Here is a 15,847-nt window from a genome sequence, read left to right as displayed (position 1 = left end):
TGGACTGATTGCCGGCAAAGAACGCGCGGCGCTGTAGTCGGAAATCGCATCATGCATGTCGCAATGTTCATTCTGGTCGTGCTCATCTTCGTCGCCGTTTCGGGCGCGCTGGTCCGGCTGGTGCGGGTGCCGCTGCCGGTACTGCAGATCGCCATCGGTGCAGCGCTCGCCTGGCCGGTGCGCGGCATGCATGTCGAGATCGATCCCGAGCTGTTCCTGCTGGTGTTCATCCCACCGCTGCTGTTCAGCGACGCCTATGGTGCGCCCAAGCGCGAACTGATCGCGCTGCGCGGGCCGATCCTCGACCTCGCCATCGGGCTGGTCTTCTTCACCATTGTCGGCTTCGGCTACGCTTTGCACTGGCTTGTCCCGAGCATCCCGCTCGTCGTCGCTTTCGCACTTGCTGCGGTGCTGTCGCCCACCGATGCGGTGGCCGTCTCCTCGATCGTCGACAAGAGCCTGGTCCCGGCCCGGCTGATGCACATCCTGGAGGGCGAGGCGCTGCTCAACGATGCGTCGGGCCTCGTGATGTTCCGCTTTGCGGTGGCAGCTGCCTTGACCGGCAGCTTCTCCTTCGTCGCGGCATCCGTGACTTTCCTCTATGCCGTCGCTGCCGGCATCCTGGCCGGCGTGGCTGCCTTGTTCGTCGCCGCCAAGGTGCTGCAATTGCTGAACCGTATCGGCGGCGTGCCGGCCGAGGCGCAGGTGCTGGTCATGGTCCTGCTGCCGTTCATCGCCTATCTCGGCGCCGAGAATGTCGGCGCCTCGGGCATTCTGGCGGCAGTCACCGCCGGGTTGCTCACCGGCGGCTCCGGGATTTTCCGCTTTCTCGGCGTCTCGGCGCGCATACAGACCGCATCGCTGTGGACGACGCTTTCCTTCGTCTTCAACGGCGCGCTGTTCATCCTGCTCGGGTTGCAGCTTCCCGAAATCATCGGCAACGTGCCGCCTCAGCTCGGCAGCCGCTATCCAATCATCCAGCCGATCGCCACCGTGGTCGCGCTGACGCTATGCCTGATCGGGCTGCGATTCCTGTGGATCTGGGTCGGCGACATCGCGACGCGCGTCTCGGCGCGATTGCGCAAGCGCAAGGCCGAGCCGTTCGGGCTGCGCATTCGGATCGCCGGCTCTGTCGCCGGCGTGCGCGGCGCCATCACGCTGGCCGGCATCCTGTCGCTGCCGCTCGCCATGCCGGACGGTTCGCCCTTTCCGGCGCGCGACGTGGTGATCTTCCTCGCCGCCGGCGTCATCATCTGCTCGCTGGCTATCGCCAGCCTTGCCTTGCCCAGCGTGGCACGCGGGCTGGTCGAGCCGGGCGAGGATCCTGGCGCTGCCGAGGAACGTCTTGCGCGTGTCGGCGCGGCCAAGGCCGCCATCGCCCGCATCGAGAGCATGGCCGGCGCGACCGACGGCGACAATGGGGAAATACCCGGCGCCCGGCTTGCCGCCGCCGACAGCATCGTCGCCGGCTACCGTCGCCGCATCGCTGCCTCCGACGAGGCCGACGAGGCGCGCGCCGAGGCCCGCGAGGCCGGACGGCTGGAGCTCGAATTGAGGCTGGCGGGCATTGAGGCCGAACGCGCAGCGGTTCGCGCAATGTTTCGCAGCGGCCAGATTAACGACCATACGATGCAGGCGCTGTTCACCGAGATCACGCTCACCGAGGCCCTGCTGAAGGGCCGGCAGGCAAGGAAATAGAGGCTGCCAGTCTCTCTGGCGCAATCCGGCTAGCAAATTTCGCGCTGCAAACGTGGCGGGCCGAAAGCAACTGTGTTAATGGCGCGACAGACCCCGAACCTTGAGGATTTCAGCCCATGGCAACAGCAGCGGCAGTGTCGAACAAATTCGAATCCTTTTTCGAAACCACGCTTGCCGATGCCGACCCCGAGATTTTCGGCGCAATCCGCAACGAACTCGGCCGCCAGCGCCACGAGATCGAGCTGATTGCCTCGGAAAATATCGTCTCGCGTGCCGTGCTCGAGGCACAGGGGTCGATCATGACCAACAAATATGCCGAGGGCTATCCGGGCAAGCGCTACTACGGCGGCTGCCAATTCGTCGATGTCGCCGAGGAACTGGCCATCGAACGCGCGAAAAAGCTGTTCGGCTGCAACTTCGCCAACGTCCAGCCGAATTCCGGCAGCCAGATGAACCAGGCGGTGTTCCTAGCGTTGCTGCAGCCCGGCGACACCTTCATGGGCCTCGACCTCAATTCCGGCGGACACCTGACACATGGCTCGCCGGTCAATATGAGCGGCAAATGGTTCAAGGTCGTCTCCTATGGCGTGCGCCGGGACGATCATCTGCTCGACATGGATGCGATCGAGAAGACCGCCCATGAGACCAGGCCGAAATTGATCCTGGCCGGCGGCACAGCCTATTCACGTGTCTGGGACTGGAAGCGTTTTCGCGAGATCGCCGATTCGATCGGTGCCTATCTGATGGTCGACATGGCCCACATCGCCGGCCTGGTCGCCGGCGGCATGCATCCGTCGCCGCTGCCGCATGCCCATGTGGTCACCACCACGACGCACAAATCGCTGCGCGGGCCGCGCGGCGGCATGATCCTTTGCAATGATGAGGATATTGCCAAGAAGATGAATTCGGCCGTCTTCCCCGGCCTGCAGGGCGGACCGCTGATGCATGTCATCGCCGCCAAGGCGGTGGCTCTGGGCGAGGCGCTGAAGCCGAGCTTCAAGATCTATGCGGAGAGCGTCGTCGCCAATGCCAAGGCGCTGGCCTCCAGTCTGCAGGAAACCGGTCTCGACATCGTCTCCGGCGGCACCGACAACCATCTGATGTTGGTCGACCTGCGTCCCAAGAACGCCACCGGCAAGCGCGCCGAGGCTGCCCTTGGCCGCGCCAACATCACCTGCAACAAGAACGGCATCCCCTTCGATCCGGAAAAGCCTTTCGTGACATCGGGCGTTCGGCTCGGCACGCCGGCCGGCACCACGCGCGGCTTCGGTCAGGCCGAGTTCCGCGAGATCGGCAAGCTGATCGCCGAAGTGCTGGATGGACTGAAGGTCGCCAATTCCGACGAGGGCAATGCGGCCGTCGAGGCAACCGTGAAGGCCAAGGTGGCGACATTGACGGATCGTTTTCCGCTTTACCCGTATCTTGGTTGACGCAGGGCGTCGTTCCCCCAACTGTGACGGCGCCGATCAACTGGGCACGGCTGCATCTCGGAGACGCTTGATGATGATGCGAATTTTCCGTTTCGCCAGTGTTGGCGCTGCCTTGCTCACCTTAGCCACCTCGCCGCTACTCGGCGCGGCCTTTGCGCAGACCGAGCCGACCCCGGCAGCACCCAAGACAGAGACCTTCGGCAGTTGGTCCACCACGGTGGACGAGGTCAACACCGGCGAGGATGTGCGCAAGACCTGCGCCGCCTCGACGGTCTTTTTCGACGCTAACGGCACCAGTGGCACCCTCACGCTGGCCATCTCGAATGGCGACGTATTGCCACCCGATGGTTATCCGAGCCTCATCATCGCCGTGAGAAACAGTGACTTGCCCAAGGGCGATAACATCCCGGTGGTGTTCCGGGACGTCAACGACAAGATCAAGGCCGGTTTTCGTCTTATCGCCGACGGACAGTGGATGATAGACAACAAGTCCGAGACCACGCTCGCGGTACTGCGCGCCATGCGCCGCACCAGCGCCCTCGATGTCAGCTTCGCCGACAAGCCGGTCGCGACCATATCGATGGACGGCTTCACCAAGGCCTATCGCTATCTCGGCACGTCTTGCGGCTTCCTGACCGGCGACGTCGCGCCCTGATTGGCGGACCGCTGTCAACTGATTGCCGCTCTCGCAATTTTCCTCGCGCCTCGCTATCTCTGAAGCGCGATCGGTCATCGGCCATACTTTGCCACGGCGGCAAAAACCTCTAAGCCTTTCGCTCCACGAGAATCGCGAACCGAAGGCTCTCCATGCGCTGCCCTTATTGCCAGTCCGAAGATACGCAGGTGAAGGATTCGCGCCCTGCCGAAGACGGTGCAGCGATCCGCAGGCGGCGCGTCTGCCCGGATTGCGGCGGCCGCTTCACCACTTTCGAGCGGGTACAACTGCGCGACCTCGTCGTGGTGAAGAAGTCGGGACGCAAGGTGCCGTTCGACCGCGACAAGCTGCTGCGCTCGGTCGAGATTGCGGTACGCAAGCGCAACGTCGACCCGGAGCGCATCGACCGCGCGGTGACCGGCATCGTGCGCCAGCTCGAAAGCTCGGGCGAGACCGAGGTGGCCTCGGGGGAAGTCGGCCGGCTGGTCATGGAGGCGCTTAAGTCGCTCGATGATGTCGCCTATGTGCGCTTTGCCTCCGTCTACCGCAATTTCCGCGAGGCCAAGGATTTCCACGACGTGTTGGGCGAACTCAAAGGCGACGAGCTCAAAACCGACGAGCCCAGGGGCGAAGAGCTGAAGAGCGAAGAGGACGCCAGCTGAGCATGGCAGGGTCCGAACGCAGCACGGCTGAGCAAGAGGTCGTCGATCGCCGCTATATGGCGGCAGCCCTCAGGCTGTCGCGCAAGAATGCCGGGCGGACCTCGACCAACCCTTCCGTCGGCACGCTGATCGTGCGCGATGACGGCGACGGGCCGAGGATCGTCGGCAGCGGCGTCACCGCCGTCGGCGGCCGGCCGCATGCCGAGACCGAGGCTTTGGCAGAGGCCGGCGAACTGGCGCGCGGCGCCACCGCCTATGTAACGCTGGAGCCCTGCGCCCATCACGGCCGCACGCCGCCTTGCGCCAATGCGCTGGTCAGTGCCGGCGTGGCGCGTGTGGTCGGCGCTGCCAGCGATCCGGACCCGCGTGTTTCCGGCAAGGGCTATGCAATCTTGCGTGCCGCCGGCGTCGAAGTGGTGGAAAAAGTGTTGGCGGCCGAGGCCGCGGAGCAGATGGCCGGCTATTTAATTCGATCTCTGAAAAAACGCCCGGAAGTGATCCTGAAACTTGCGCTTTCGAGCGACAACAAGATCGGCGTGAAAGGCGAGGGACAGGTCTCCATCACCGGCGATATTGCGCGGCGCGAAGTCTATCTGATGCGCGCCGAAGCCGATGGCATATTGATCGGCATCGGCACCGCATTGGAGGACGATCCGGCGCTGACGGTTCGGCTTCCGGGACTGGAGAGCCGTTCGCCGGCGCGCATCGTACTCGACCGTCAGATCAGGCTACCCGAGACTTCGAAACTGGTCGCCGGCGTCGACCGTGTGCCGCTCTATGTCGCTGCCTGCGCCGAGGCCGATCCGCACCGGCGCGCCGCGCTCGAACGCGCCGGCGTTCGCTTCATCGGTACTGAGACCTATGAAGGCGATATTGCGCTGCCGGAACTGCTCGAGGACCTGGCGGCGCTCGGCATGGCAAGCGTCCTGGTCGAGGGCGGCGCGAGGGTGGCCAAGGCGTTCCTCGACGAACAACTGGTCGATCGTATCGTGCTGTTTCAGGGGCCGGGCGCGATCGGCGAGGGCGGCATTGTATCGCCGATCGATGCCAACAATATCCCGCCGGGATTTCGCAAATTGCGCAACATGCGTTTCGCCGAAGATACATATGCGGAATGGATAAGAGACATCTAGGACCGAACTGATGTTCACGGGGCCAAACTAATGTTCACTGGAATCGTCACCGATGTCGGCACTGTCGCTGCCGTGAAGCCGCTCAGGGAAGGCGTCGGTTTGCGTATCGACACCGCTTACGATCCGCAGACCATTGCCATCGGCGCCTCGATTTCCTGCGGCGGCGTCTGCCTGACGGTAACGGGATTGCCGGAAGATGGCGCCAACGCACGTTGGTTCGAGGTCGAGGCCTGGGAAGAGGCCCTCAGGCTGACGACCGCGATGGGCTGGAAATCAGGCACGCGCATCAACCTGGAGCGGGCTCTGAAGATCGGCGACGAGCTTGGCGGCCATATAGTGTCCGGCCACGTCGACGGCATGGCCGAGATCGTGGCGCGTAAGGAAGAGGGCGACGCCGTTCGCTTCACCCTGGAAGCACCGCGCGAGCTTGCCAAATTCATCGCCCCCAAGGGTTCCGTCGCGCTCGACGGCACTTCGCTCACCGTCAACAAGGTCGAGGGCACCCGCTTCGACGTGCTGTTGATCCACCATTCGCTGACCGTCACCACCTGGGGCGAACGCCAGGTCGGCGATCGCGTCAACCTTGAGATCGACACCATGGCCCGCTACGCGGCGCGACTGGTGGAGGCGGCGAAGGAGGGGCTTTGAGGCGCTCGTCCATAAAGCCCATTCCCTGATGCGACCGCCGCCGAGTTGGCCTTGAAAGTTCCTTCGGCAATCTTCCGCTTGCGATCAAACCGGCTTCGGCCTAAGTCACCGGCGATCCCCGGAGACATCTATGGCAGGCACATCCCAACACGGCAAAGCGTTCATCCGTCCGAAGAAGAAGGCCCACCTTCTTGTCATCGAGGCGCGCTTTCACGACGACCTTGCCGACGCGTTGCTCGAAGGCGCGACAAAGGCCCTCGAGGAAGCGGGCGCGACATACGACGTCGTCACTGTTCCGGGCTCGCTCGAAATCCCGGCGGTGATTTCCTTCGCGCTCGACGGTGCCTCCGAAGGCGGGACGAACTATGACGGCTTCGTCGCCCTCGGCACGGTGGTCCGCGGCGACACCTATCATTTCGATATCGTCGCCAATGAATCCAGCCGTGCCCTGATGGACCTGTCCGTGCAGGATGCGGTCTGCATCGGCAACGGCATCCTGACCACCGAAAACGACGAACAGGCCTGGACACGGGCCAGGCGTTCGGAAGGCGACAAGGGCGGCTTTGCGGCGCGTGCGGCGCTGACCATGATCGCTCTAAAGGAACAGCTGGGAGAGCGAACGTGAGCGAACCCGCTTCGCCCGGCCAGCCTGCGGTTCGCCATGCCAACAAGCGCGGTGCTGCCCGTCTGGCCGCCGTGCAGGCGCTCTACCAGATGGACGTCGCCGGCAGCGGTGTGTTTGAGATCACCGCCGAATACGAGGCGTTCAGGCTCGGCAAGGAAGTCGACGGCGCGCTCTATCGCGAAGCCGATGCGCAATGGTTTCGTGCCATTCTTGCCGGCGTTGTCGAGCACCAGAAGACCATCGATCCAGTCATTCGACAGGCGCTGACCGAGGACTGGCCTCTGTCGAGGCTCGATTCCACGTTGCGCGCCATATTGCGCGCCGGCGTCTACGAGTTGATGCAGCGCGAGGACGTGCCGGTGGCGGTCATCGTCTCCGAATATGTCGACATCGCCAAGGCATTTTACGAGGAAGACGAGCCGAAACTGGTCAATGCGGTGCTTGATCGCGTGTCGCGCCGGGTGCGTGGCGAGGGCCGTGGCAAGGACGCCTCATGACTGCTATCGTCGCCGTTGGGGCGGGCAAGGAAGCGCGTCGCACCGCCTTCATCCTCGCAGCCTCGCAGGCGATCATCGGCTCGGCCGCACCCATCGCCATTTCCATGGGCGGATTGGCCGGGCAGTATCTGCTCGAAGCCGACAAGTCGCTGGCAACCGCGCCGATCACCGGCTTCAATGTCGGCGTGGCGCTCGGTTCCCTGCCGGCTGCGGCGATCATCCGCCGGCTCGGCCAGCGCGACGGCTTCATGACCGGCACGGCGGTGACAGCGCTTGGCGGGCTGGTCGCCACGCTGGCGCTGTTTCATCCCAGCTTCTGGCTGTTCGCTTTCGGCTTGGCCGTGATCGGCATCGGGGGCGCCTTCGTCCAGCAGTTCCGCTTTGCCGCCGCCGACAATGCGCCGCCTGAATTCAAGGCGCGCGCCATCTCCTTCGTGCTGGCCGGCGGCATCGTCACCGCCATCCTTGGACCGCAGATCGTCATCTTCACCGGCGACCTGTTCTCGCCGGTGAAGTTTGCCGGCTCGTTTGCGTCCATCCTGGTGCTGGCGGCGGTCGGCGCCGCCATTCTCTCTTTGTTGCGCATCCCGGCCAAGGCAACCGACAAGGTGGAGATCGCCGACAGCGACGCCCGGCCGCTCTCGGAAATCGTCACCAGGCCGCGCTTCGTCGCAGCGCTGTTTTGCGCCGTCGGCAGCTACGCGCTGATGAGCTTCGTCATGACGGGCGCGCCGCTGGCCATGGTCGGCTGCGGCCTTTCGACCGACGACGCCACGCTCGGCATTTCCTGGCATGTGATGGCGATGTTCGCGCCGAGCTTCTTCACGGGGTCGCTGATCTATCGCTTCGGCGCTGAGCGGATCGTGGCCATCGGCCTGGTGCTGCTGATTGGCTGCGCCATAGTGGCGCTGTCAGGGTTGGCACTGTGGCAGTTCTGGACGGCGCTGATCCTGCTCGGCCTTGGCTGGAACTTCAGCTTCATCGGTGCCACCGCCATGGTGGCCGACAGCTACCAGTCATCCGAAAAAGGCAAGGTCCAGGGGTTCCACGATTTCGTCCTGTTCGGCTCCGTCGCCTTCGCCTCGCTGATGTCGGGGGCAGTCTACAATGCCTGGGGCTGGGAGATGTTGAACTGGATGATTTTCCCGGTCGTCGCGCTGTGCTTCGTGGCACTGGGCGTGTTGAAGATGACGGGCTTGCGCGCGGCCAACTGACGTCACGCTGTCGGGACGTCGCGGCAGCGGATTCACTCACATCCGAACAAAATTATTGCGCCGATCCCCCCTCTTATGAAACCGTGTACCCCGACGGGGCATCGAAGCCATGCTCATATGCGGCAGCCGTATTCCGGTTCACAGCAAGGGATTTGTGAGATGTTTTCAATCAAGATTCTGGCCGGCGCTGTACTAGCGCTCGGAATTGCGTTGGCCTCGGCGAGTGCCCAGGTGGTGGTGTCGTCGAAGATCGACACCGAGGGCGGTGTGCTCGGCAATATCATCCAGCTGGTGCTGAACGCCAATAATATCCAGACCACCGACCGTATCCAGCTCGGCGGCACGCCCGTGGTACGCAAGGCGATTACAGCCGGCGAGATCGACATCTATCCGGAATACACCGGCAACGCCGCCTTCTTCTTCGAGAAGGCCGACGATCCGGTGTGGAAAGACGCCGCCAAGGCCTACGAGACTGCCAAGAAGCTCGACTACGACGCCAACAAGATCGTCTGGCTGTCACCGTCACCGGCCAACAACACCTGGGCGATCGCCCTGCGCAAGGAGGTCGCCGATACCAATAAGCTCGTCACCCTTTCCGACTTCGGCAAATATGTCTCGGGCGGCGGCAAGGTGGTGCTGGCGGCCTCCGCCGAGTTCGTCAATTCGGCGGCCGCGCTGCCCGCTTTCCAGAAGACCTATGGCTTCACGCTGAAGCCGGACCAGTTGATCACGCTGTCGGGCGGCGACACGGCGGCGACCATTGCCGCTGCGGCCAACCAGACCAACGGCGCCAACGCCGCCATGGTCTACGGCACCGACGGCGGCATCGCGCCCTCCGGCCTCGTCGTGCTTGGGGACGACAAGGGTGTGCAGCCGGTCTACCAGCCGGCGCCGATCATCCGCGAGGCGGTGCTGAAGGAGCATCCCGAGATCGAGACACTGCTGAAGCCGGTGTTCGCCAAGCTCGATCTCGTCACGCTGCAGGAGTTGAACGGCCGCGTGCAGGTCGGCGGCGAACCGGTCAAGGGCGTCGCCGAGGACTTTTTGAAAAAGAACGGCTTCCTGAAGTAAGGCGATTCCGGCGCGCCGCTTTCGAGGTGCGCCGGATCGGCCGATGGGGGAGGGCGTGCGCATCCGGTTCGACAAGCTCGGCGTGGTCATCGCGGCGATATCAGCCTATGCGGCTTTTGCGGCACCATTCGCCACGTTCCGCGCCAATCGCATCGTACCCGGCGAGGCGCGCTCGATCCTCGAATCTTTGCCTGCGACGGTCGGTCCGCTGTTGATGGCGATTGTCGTCGCAGCGGCGCTCATTGCGCTGCTGAAAACGCCGCTTGTTCTGCGCCTCGCCGCCAGTGTGGTTGCGCTTGCGGCGCTGGCGCTGCTGATCGGCGTCGCCGGCAGTTTCCTGACACCTGCCGGCAACACCTTCGCCCGTATCTCGCCGGCTTCGGGCTTTTGGCTGCTTATCTTCGCCTTCACGCTTCTGCTCGCCGACGTGCTTACGCGGCTGAACCTGTCGCCGCAGGCACGGATCGGCGTGCTTGTTGTCGCCGCCGCGGCGATCGGGCTGCTGCTCGTCTCGGGAAGCTGGAACAGCCTGTCGATCCTCAAGGAATATTTCAATCGCTCCGATAGTTTTTGGGCGGAAGGCTCCAAGCATGTGACGCTGGCGCTGGGTTCGCTGGCGGCAGCGGTGATTATCGGCCTGCCGCTCGGCATCCTCTGCCATCGCGTCGAGAAATTGCGGGCCGGCGTGCTCAACGTGCTGAACATCATCCAGACCATTCCTTCGATCGCGCTGTTCGGCCTCTTAATCGCACCGCTCGGCTGGGTAGCTTCGCATGTGCCGGGTGCTGCCGCGCTCGGCATCCGCGGCATCGGCACAGCGCCGGCTTTCGTCGCCCTGTTCCTCTATTCACTGCTGCCGGTAGTGGCCAACACCGTGGTCGGCCTTGCCGGTGTGACGCGTGCCGCCAACGACGCAGCGCGCGGCATGGGCATGACCGACCGCCAGCGGCTGTTCGGCGTCGAGTTTCCGCTGGCTTTCCCGGTGATCCTCACCGGCATCCGCATCGTGCTGGTGCAGAATATCGGCCTCGCCACAATTGCCGCGTTGATCGGCGGCGGCGGCTTTGGCGTGTTCGTATTCCAGGGGGTCGGCCAGACGGCGATGGACCTGGTGCTGCTCGGTGCTGTTCCGACGGTGGTGCTGGCCTTCGCCGCTGCCATCATCCTCGATGCAGTGATCGAAATGAGCGCCAGCAAGCGCAGGGTTGAAACGGCATGATCGAGATCGAAGGCATCACCAAGCGCTACGGCGAGACGACAGTCGTCGACGACGTGTCGATAGTAATCGAGCCGCGCAGCATCGCCGTCATCGTCGGCACCTCCGGCTCCGGCAAGACGACGCTGCTTCGCATGATAAACCGGCTGGTCGAGCCGACATCGGGCATGATCAAGCTCGACGGCGTCGACAACCGCTCGGTCCCGGATTATGAGCTGCGTCGCAGCATCGGCTATGCCATCCAGGGCCACGGCCTGTTTCCGCATCGCACGGTGGCGCAGAACATCGCCACTGTGCCGGTATTGCTCGGCTGGGGCGCCAACCGCATCAAGGCCCGCGTCGACGAGCTGATGACGCTATACCAGCTCGACCCGCAAGCCTACGGGCCACGCTATCCGCATGAGCTTTCCGGCGGTCAGCAGCAGCGCGTCGGCGTCGCCCGGGCGCTTGCCGCGGAACCCAACGTGCTGTTGATGGATGAGCCGTTCGGCGCGCTCGATCCGATCATCCGCAACAAGGCGCAGGAGGATCTGCTGGCGATCCAGAAACGCTTCGGCACCACCATCATCCTCGTCACCCATGACATGGAAGAGGCCGTTCACATGGGCGACAAGATCGCGGTGATGGATGGCGGCAAAGTAGTGCAATATGCCGCGCCGGCCGAGATACTGGCGAAACCGGCCAGCGCGTTTGTCGAGACCCTGGTTGGCGCCAGTGAAAAACCGTTCCGGCTGTTGTCGCTTGGCCGGGTGCGCGACGCGGTGGAAAAAGGCACGGCCGAAGGCGAGGCGATCCCCGGTGACGCCAGCCAACGCGACGCGCTCGCCGAACTCCTGTGGTCGGGCCGCCCGGCACTTCCGGTGAAGGATACCGACGGCAAGCCGCTTGGCCGCGTCACTGTGGACGGGCTGGTTAAGCGCGCGGCGAGGCCGGCATGAAAGCCTGGCTTCCCTCGCTGCTCAGGCTTGCCCTGGTGGTGGTGCTTATTGCCTTCGTCACCAATCCCGGCTGGTTCGAACCGCTGCTGAAGCCGCTGACAGAGAACAACGCGCCGGTAATCTACAATCAGGGCAGCCTTTTGACGTTGACGCTGCTGCATCTGCGGACCGTGCTGATCGCGACCGTTGCCGCGACGGTCGTTGCGGTCGCGCTCGCCATTCTGGTCACCAGGCCAGCCGGCGCCGAATTCCTGCCGCTGTCGCGCAGCCTGGTCAATATCGGCCAGACCTTTCCGCCGGTTGCGGTGCTGGCGCTTGCCGTGCCGGCCGTCGGCTTTGGCGAAAAGCCGACGCTGATTGCGCTGTTTCTCTACGGACTGCTGCCGATCTTCGAGAATGCGCTGACCGGCCTGACGACGCTGCCGGCCAACGTAGTCGAGGCGGCGCGTGGCGCCGGCATGACCGGTTGGCAAAGACTGGTCAAGGTCGAGCTGCCGCTCACCGCGCCGATCATTCTCGGTGGTATCCGGCTGTCGGTGGTGATCAGCCTCGCCACCGCGACCATCGGCTCGACGGTAGCGGCGAGGACACTGGGCGAGGTGATCATCGCAGGCCTGCTGTCCAACAACCTCGCCTTCATCCTGCAGGGTGGCCTGATCGTCGCCGCCCTTGCCGTGCTGATCTATGACGGGCTGTCAGCGGTCGAGCGCTACACGGCTCGGCGCATGGGACGCGAGGCCGAGTAACCTCTCGGGGCGAAGTTCGTTTCTTTCAGTGGCCCGTTGAACGCGCTGGATGATCGAGCGTCAGTTCCAGCGTTGTGCTCGTCTCGCCGGTGATCCAGCGGCGGCGGATGATGGCGAAGTCGTGCTGTGTGTCGGCTCTAACCACAGAGACCAAGTCGCCCACCGCGCAATCACTGTCGAGATCGAGGGCTTCGACAGTCTCGGCAATGTCTTGCTTGCCGGCATAATGTCTCGCAATGGCTGTGAGCACGATGATCACTGGCCCACCCGTTGCGCGATCTTCGGGACTCGGTGATTGATGAGTGCGATGCCCCGATCTTTCAGCAGGAGTTCTTGCCATGACCGCGCGTTTCTCCAAGATCGTCATGTGTTTGTGTCTGGCGGCTTTCGCCTTCCTCGTCGCCTTCGGCAACATCACCGATTACGGCTCAAACTTCGCCTTTGTCCAGCATGTGCTGAGCATGGACACGACCTTTCCCGGCAATGCACTGATGTACCGCTCGATCACCAACCCGTCGCTGTGGACGGCTGGCTACTGGCTGATCATCATTGGCGAGGCGCTGACCTGCCTGCTTTACCTAATCGCCGCCTGGCAACTCTGGCAGGCGCGCAACGCCAGCGGACAGGCTTTCAACGATGCCAAGAAGTTCGCCATCATTGCCGCCACAATGGGCTTCCTCGTTTGGTATTTCGGCTTCATGGTCGTTGGCGGCGAGTGGTTCGCCATGTGGCAGTCTTCGACTTGGAATGGTCAGGAGGCGGCGTTCAAATTCTACATCACCATGCTGCTGGTGCTGGTCTTCGTCGTCCAGCCGGACGGCGACCCGCGTAAAGCCTGACCACTGTTCGCCGATTTCAACCGATCTAACCGGATGGCAGTGTCGACAGGCGCTGCCGTCCAGCCTTTTGGGCGAAACCCGGGATCTTTTGGGCGAAAGCCGGACAGGAACGGAACAATATCTTGACGTTCCGAGCCCTGTTTCGCATAAGCCGCTGCGAAGGGACGGATTCCGGTTGCGGAAAATTCGTCCCCTGTCTCAACGGCCCGGGGAGGGGTTCTTTTGGGCCACCAATCGAGGAAAATTCGGCAATGACCATAATTTCAGCTGTCATCGCCTGCGGTCTGCTTTCAGTCCTTTACGCCATCTGGGCGACACGTTCGGTCCTCGCGGCCGATCAGGGCAATGCACGCATGCAGGAAATTTCCGCGGCCATCCGCGAAGGCGCTCAGGCTTATCTGGCGCGCCAGTACACCACCATCGCCATCGTCGGCGTCGTGGTCCTGCTGCTTGCCTGGTGGCTGCTTTCGATCACCGCGGCCATCGGCTTCCTGATCGGCGCCGTTCTATCGGGTGCCGCTGGCTTCATCGGCATGCACGTCTCGGTGCGCGCCAATGTGCGCACCGCGCAGGCGGCTTCCAACAGCCTCGCTGCCGGTCTCGAGATCGCCTTCAAGTCGGGCGCCATCACTGGCATGCTGGTTGCTGGCCTGGCCCTGCTCGGCGTCTCGATCTACTACCTGATCCTGACCCAGTTCATGGGTCTGCAGCCAAACGATCGCGTCGTCATCGACTCGCTTGTTTCGCTCGGCTTCGGCGCCTCGCTGATCTCGATCTTCGCCCGTCTCGGCGGCGGCATCTTCACAAAAGGCGCCGACGTCGGCGGCGATCTTGTCGGCAAGGTTGAAGCCGGCATTCCCGAGGACGATCCACGCAATCCGGCCACCATTGCCGACAACGTCGGCGACAATGTCGGCGATTGCGCCGGCATGGCCGCCGACCTGTTCGAGACCTATGCGGTGACCGTGGTCGCCACCATGGTCCTCGCCGCCATCTTCTTCGGTGGCACCGACGTTCTCGGCGCGGCCATGCTCTATCCGCTGGCCATCTGCGGCGCCTGCATTCTCACCTCGATCGTCGGCACTTTCTTCGTCAAGCTCGGTTCCAGCGGCTCAATCATGGGTGCGCTCTATAAGGGCCTGATCGTCACCGGCCTGCTGTCAATTGTCGGCCTTGCCGTGGCCACCTCGGCATGCATCGGCTGGGGTGAGATCGGCACCGTCGCCGGCATGACCGTCACCGGCACGAACCTGTTCATCTGCGGCCTTGTCGGCCTTGCGGTGACCGGACTCATCGTGGTGATCACCGAATATTATACCGGCACCAACAAGCGTCCGGTGAACTCCATCGCCCAGGCCTCGGTCACCGGTCACGGCACCAATGTCATCCAGGGCCTCGCGGTCTCGCTGGAAGCGACGGCGTTGCCGGCGATCGTCATCGTCGGCGGCATCATCTCGACATACCAGCTCGCCGGCCTCTACGGCACGGCGATCGCGGTGACGACGATGCTTGGCCTCGCCGGCATGATCGTCGCGCTCGATGCCTTCGGCCCGGTCACCGACAATGCCGGCGGCATTGCCGAAATGGCCGGCCTACCCAAGGAAGTGCGCCAGTCAACCGACGCGCTCGACGCTGTCGGCAACACCACCAAGGCGGTAACCAAGGGCTACGCCATCGGTTCGGCTGGCCTCGGCGCGCTGGTGCTGTTCGCGGCCTACTCTAACGACCTGAAGTTCTTTGCCGCCAATGGCGACAAATACCCCTACTTCCAGGGTATGGGCGACGTCTCCTTCGATCTCTCCAATCCTTACGTCGTCGCCGGCCTGATCTTCGGTGGCCTGATCCCGTATCTGTTCGGCGGCATCGCCATGACCGCCGTCGGCCGCGCCGCGGGTGCTATCGTCCAGGAGGTGCGCAAGCAGTTCCGGGAGGATCCGGGCATCATGGCCGGCACCTCGAAGCCGAACTATGCGCGCGCCGTCGACCTTCTGACCAAGGCAGCGATCCGGGAGATGATCGTTCCGTCATTGCTGCCGGTGCTGGCGCCGCTGGTGGTCTATTTCGGCGTCCTCCTGATCTCCGGTTCGAAGGCATCCGCCTTTGCCGCGCTTGGCGCCTCGCTGCTCGGCGTCATCGTCAACGGCCTGTTCGTCGCCATCTCGATGACCTCCGGCGGCGGCGCCTGGGACAACGCCAAGAAGTCGTTCGAAGATGGTTTCGTCGACAAGGACGGCCTCAAGCACCTCAAGGGCTCCGAAGCGCACAAGGCTTCGGTGACCGGCGACACGGTCGGCGATCCCTACAAGGATACTGCCGGCCCAGCGGTCAACCCGGCGATCAAGATCACCAACATCGTCGCGCTGCTGTTGCTGGCCGTTCTCGCGCACGGCTAAGCTCGGTCGCTATGGCCTTAAGACAAAAACCCGCGGGATCGCTCCCGCGGGTTTTTCATTGCCTGAGATATGCCGCTTACAG

At 63.6% G+C, this 15,847-nt stretch carries 16 protein-coding genes; 15 read left to right on the top strand and 1 reads right to left on the bottom strand.

What is annotated here, in order from left to right:
- Positions 1-51 precede the first annotated feature (51 nt).
- The 13 genes from NKJ20_RS18595 (at position 52) to NKJ20_RS18535 (ending at position 12,533) form a co-directional block, all read left to right on the top strand.
- Positions 52-1,698: a Na+/H+ antiporter gene (locus tag NKJ20_RS18595; RefSeq protein ID WP_352745927.1), complete on the top strand. Its 1,647-nt coding sequence runs from the start codon at positions 52-54 to the stop codon at positions 1,696-1,698.
- Positions 1,699-1,814: 116 nt separating this feature from the next.
- On the top strand, positions 1,815-3,128 hold the full coding sequence (glyA, locus tag NKJ20_RS18590) for a serine hydroxymethyltransferase (protein WP_352681642.1): 1,314 nt from the start codon (positions 1,815-1,817) through the stop codon (positions 3,126-3,128).
- A gap of 76 nt (positions 3,129-3,204) precedes the next feature.
- A complete protein-coding gene (locus tag NKJ20_RS18585) occupies positions 3,205-3,783 on the top strand; it encodes an invasion associated locus B family protein (RefSeq protein WP_502894791.1) in 579 nt (192 codons plus the stop codon).
- A gap of 152 nt (positions 3,784-3,935) precedes the next feature.
- Positions 3,936-4,445, top strand: coding sequence for a transcriptional regulator NrdR (gene nrdR / locus NKJ20_RS18580; protein ID WP_023674492.1), 510 nt, complete (start codon positions 3,936-3,938; stop codon positions 4,443-4,445).
- A 2-nt stretch (positions 4,446-4,447) separates the two neighbouring features.
- Positions 4,448-5,578 carry a bifunctional diaminohydroxyphosphoribosylaminopyrimidine deaminase/5-amino-6-(5-phosphoribosylamino)uracil reductase RibD gene (gene ribD, locus NKJ20_RS18575; RefSeq protein ID WP_352745925.1) on the top strand — a complete coding sequence of 377 codons (1,131 nt, stop codon included), beginning with the start codon at positions 4,448-4,450 and terminating at the stop codon, positions 5,576-5,578.
- 30 nt (positions 5,579-5,608) lie between these two features.
- A complete protein-coding gene (locus NKJ20_RS18570; RefSeq protein WP_352449304.1) occupies positions 5,609-6,226 on the top strand; it encodes a riboflavin synthase in 618 nt (205 codons plus the stop codon).
- Positions 6,227-6,356: 130 nt separating this feature from the next.
- Positions 6,357-6,851, top strand: coding sequence for a 6,7-dimethyl-8-ribityllumazine synthase (gene ribH, locus NKJ20_RS18565; RefSeq protein ID WP_352449305.1), 495 nt, complete (start codon positions 6,357-6,359; stop codon positions 6,849-6,851).
- On the top strand, positions 6,848-7,348 hold the full coding sequence (gene nusB / locus NKJ20_RS18560) for a transcription antitermination factor NusB (protein WP_352449306.1): 501 nt from the start codon (positions 6,848-6,850) through the stop codon (positions 7,346-7,348). The genes ribH and nusB overlap by 4 nt, the downstream gene beginning before the upstream one ends.
- The gene (locus NKJ20_RS18555) at positions 7,345-8,562 is read left to right on the top strand and encodes an MFS transporter (RefSeq protein ID WP_352745922.1); all 1,218 of its coding nucleotides are present in this window, start codon (positions 7,345-7,347) and stop codon (positions 8,560-8,562) included. The genes nusB and NKJ20_RS18555 overlap by 4 nt, the downstream gene beginning before the upstream one ends.
- Before the next feature lie 159 nt (positions 8,563-8,721).
- The gene (gene osmF / locus NKJ20_RS18550; protein ID WP_352449308.1) at positions 8,722-9,633 is read left to right on the top strand and encodes a glycine betaine ABC transporter substrate-binding protein OsmF; all 912 of its coding nucleotides are present in this window, start codon (positions 8,722-8,724) and stop codon (positions 9,631-9,633) included.
- Positions 9,634-9,676: 43 nt separating this feature from the next.
- Positions 9,677-10,852: an ABC transporter permease gene (locus tag NKJ20_RS18545; RefSeq protein WP_352745919.1), complete on the top strand. Its 1,176-nt coding sequence runs from the start codon at positions 9,677-9,679 to the stop codon at positions 10,850-10,852.
- Complete coding sequence (locus NKJ20_RS18540; RefSeq protein WP_352745917.1) at positions 10,849-11,787, top strand: ABC transporter ATP-binding protein; 939 nt, start codon at positions 10,849-10,851, stop codon at positions 11,785-11,787. Before NKJ20_RS18545 ends, NKJ20_RS18540 begins: the two co-directional genes overlap by 4 nt.
- Entirely contained in the window at positions 11,784-12,533 is a 750-nt protein-coding gene (locus NKJ20_RS18535; RefSeq protein ID WP_352449311.1) for an ABC transporter permease, read from the top strand. Before NKJ20_RS18540 ends, NKJ20_RS18535 begins: the two co-directional genes overlap by 4 nt.
- Before the next feature lie 25 nt (positions 12,534-12,558).
- On the opposite strand, the gene NKJ20_RS18530 is transcribed toward NKJ20_RS18535, so the two are convergent.
- On the bottom strand, positions 12,559-12,792 hold the full coding sequence (locus NKJ20_RS18530) for a hypothetical protein (protein WP_352449312.1): 234 nt from the start codon (positions 12,790-12,792) through the stop codon (positions 12,559-12,561).
- A 79-nt stretch (positions 12,793-12,871) separates the two neighbouring features.
- Here NKJ20_RS18530 and NKJ20_RS18525 point away from each other — a divergent pair, with 79 nt between their 5' ends.
- Positions 12,872-13,372, top strand: coding sequence for a DUF2165 family protein (locus NKJ20_RS18525; protein WP_352472005.1), 501 nt, complete (start codon positions 12,872-12,874; stop codon positions 13,370-13,372).
- A gap of 251 nt (positions 13,373-13,623) precedes the next feature.
- On the top strand, positions 13,624-15,765 hold the full coding sequence (locus NKJ20_RS18520) for a sodium-translocating pyrophosphatase (protein WP_352745913.1): 2,142 nt from the start codon (positions 13,624-13,626) through the stop codon (positions 15,763-15,765).
- Positions 15,766-15,847: the final 82 nt, after the last annotated feature.

Source organism: Mesorhizobium sp. M0185, from assembly GCF_040322175.1.
Taxonomy (GTDB): domain Bacteria; phylum Pseudomonadota; class Alphaproteobacteria; order Rhizobiales; family Rhizobiaceae; genus Mesorhizobium.
This window is presented reverse-complemented; position numbering and strand designations above follow the sequence as displayed.

What these genes read in the sequence shown, in the direction of transcription:
- NKJ20_RS18595 (WP_352745927.1), top strand. Translation starts at nt 52, where the DNA reads ATGCATGTCGCAATGTTCATTCTGGTCGTGCTCATCTTCGTCGCCGTT.
- glyA (WP_352681642.1), top strand. Translation starts at nt 1,815, where the DNA reads ATGGCAACAGCAGCGGCAGTGTCGAACAAATTCGAATCCTTTTTCGAA.
- NKJ20_RS18585 (WP_502894791.1), top strand. Translation starts at nt 3,205, where the DNA reads ATGCGAATTTTCCGTTTCGCCAGTGTTGGCGCTGCCTTGCTCACCTTA.
- nrdR (WP_023674492.1), top strand. Translation starts at nt 3,936, where the DNA reads ATGCGCTGCCCTTATTGCCAGTCCGAAGATACGCAGGTGAAGGATTCG.
- ribD (WP_352745925.1), top strand. Translation starts at nt 4,448, where the DNA reads ATGGCAGGGTCCGAACGCAGCACGGCTGAGCAAGAGGTCGTCGATCGC.
- NKJ20_RS18570 (WP_352449304.1), top strand. Translation starts at nt 5,609, where the DNA reads ATGTTCACTGGAATCGTCACCGATGTCGGCACTGTCGCTGCCGTGAAG.
- ribH (WP_352449305.1), top strand. Translation starts at nt 6,357, where the DNA reads ATGGCAGGCACATCCCAACACGGCAAAGCGTTCATCCGTCCGAAGAAG.
- NKJ20_RS18555 (WP_352745922.1), top strand. Translation starts at nt 7,345, where the DNA reads ATGACTGCTATCGTCGCCGTTGGGGCGGGCAAGGAAGCGCGTCGCACC.
- osmF (WP_352449308.1), top strand. Translation starts at nt 8,722, where the DNA reads ATGTTTTCAATCAAGATTCTGGCCGGCGCTGTACTAGCGCTCGGAATT.
- NKJ20_RS18545 (WP_352745919.1), top strand. Translation starts at nt 9,677, where the DNA reads ATGGGGGAGGGCGTGCGCATCCGGTTCGACAAGCTCGGCGTGGTCATC.
- NKJ20_RS18540 (WP_352745917.1), top strand. Translation starts at nt 10,849, where the DNA reads ATGATCGAGATCGAAGGCATCACCAAGCGCTACGGCGAGACGACAGTC.
- NKJ20_RS18535 (WP_352449311.1), top strand. Translation starts at nt 11,784, where the DNA reads ATGAAAGCCTGGCTTCCCTCGCTGCTCAGGCTTGCCCTGGTGGTGGTG.
- NKJ20_RS18525 (WP_352472005.1), top strand. Translation starts at nt 12,872, where the DNA reads ATGACCGCGCGTTTCTCCAAGATCGTCATGTGTTTGTGTCTGGCGGCT.
- NKJ20_RS18520 (WP_352745913.1), top strand. Translation starts at nt 13,624, where the DNA reads ATGACCATAATTTCAGCTGTCATCGCCTGCGGTCTGCTTTCAGTCCTT.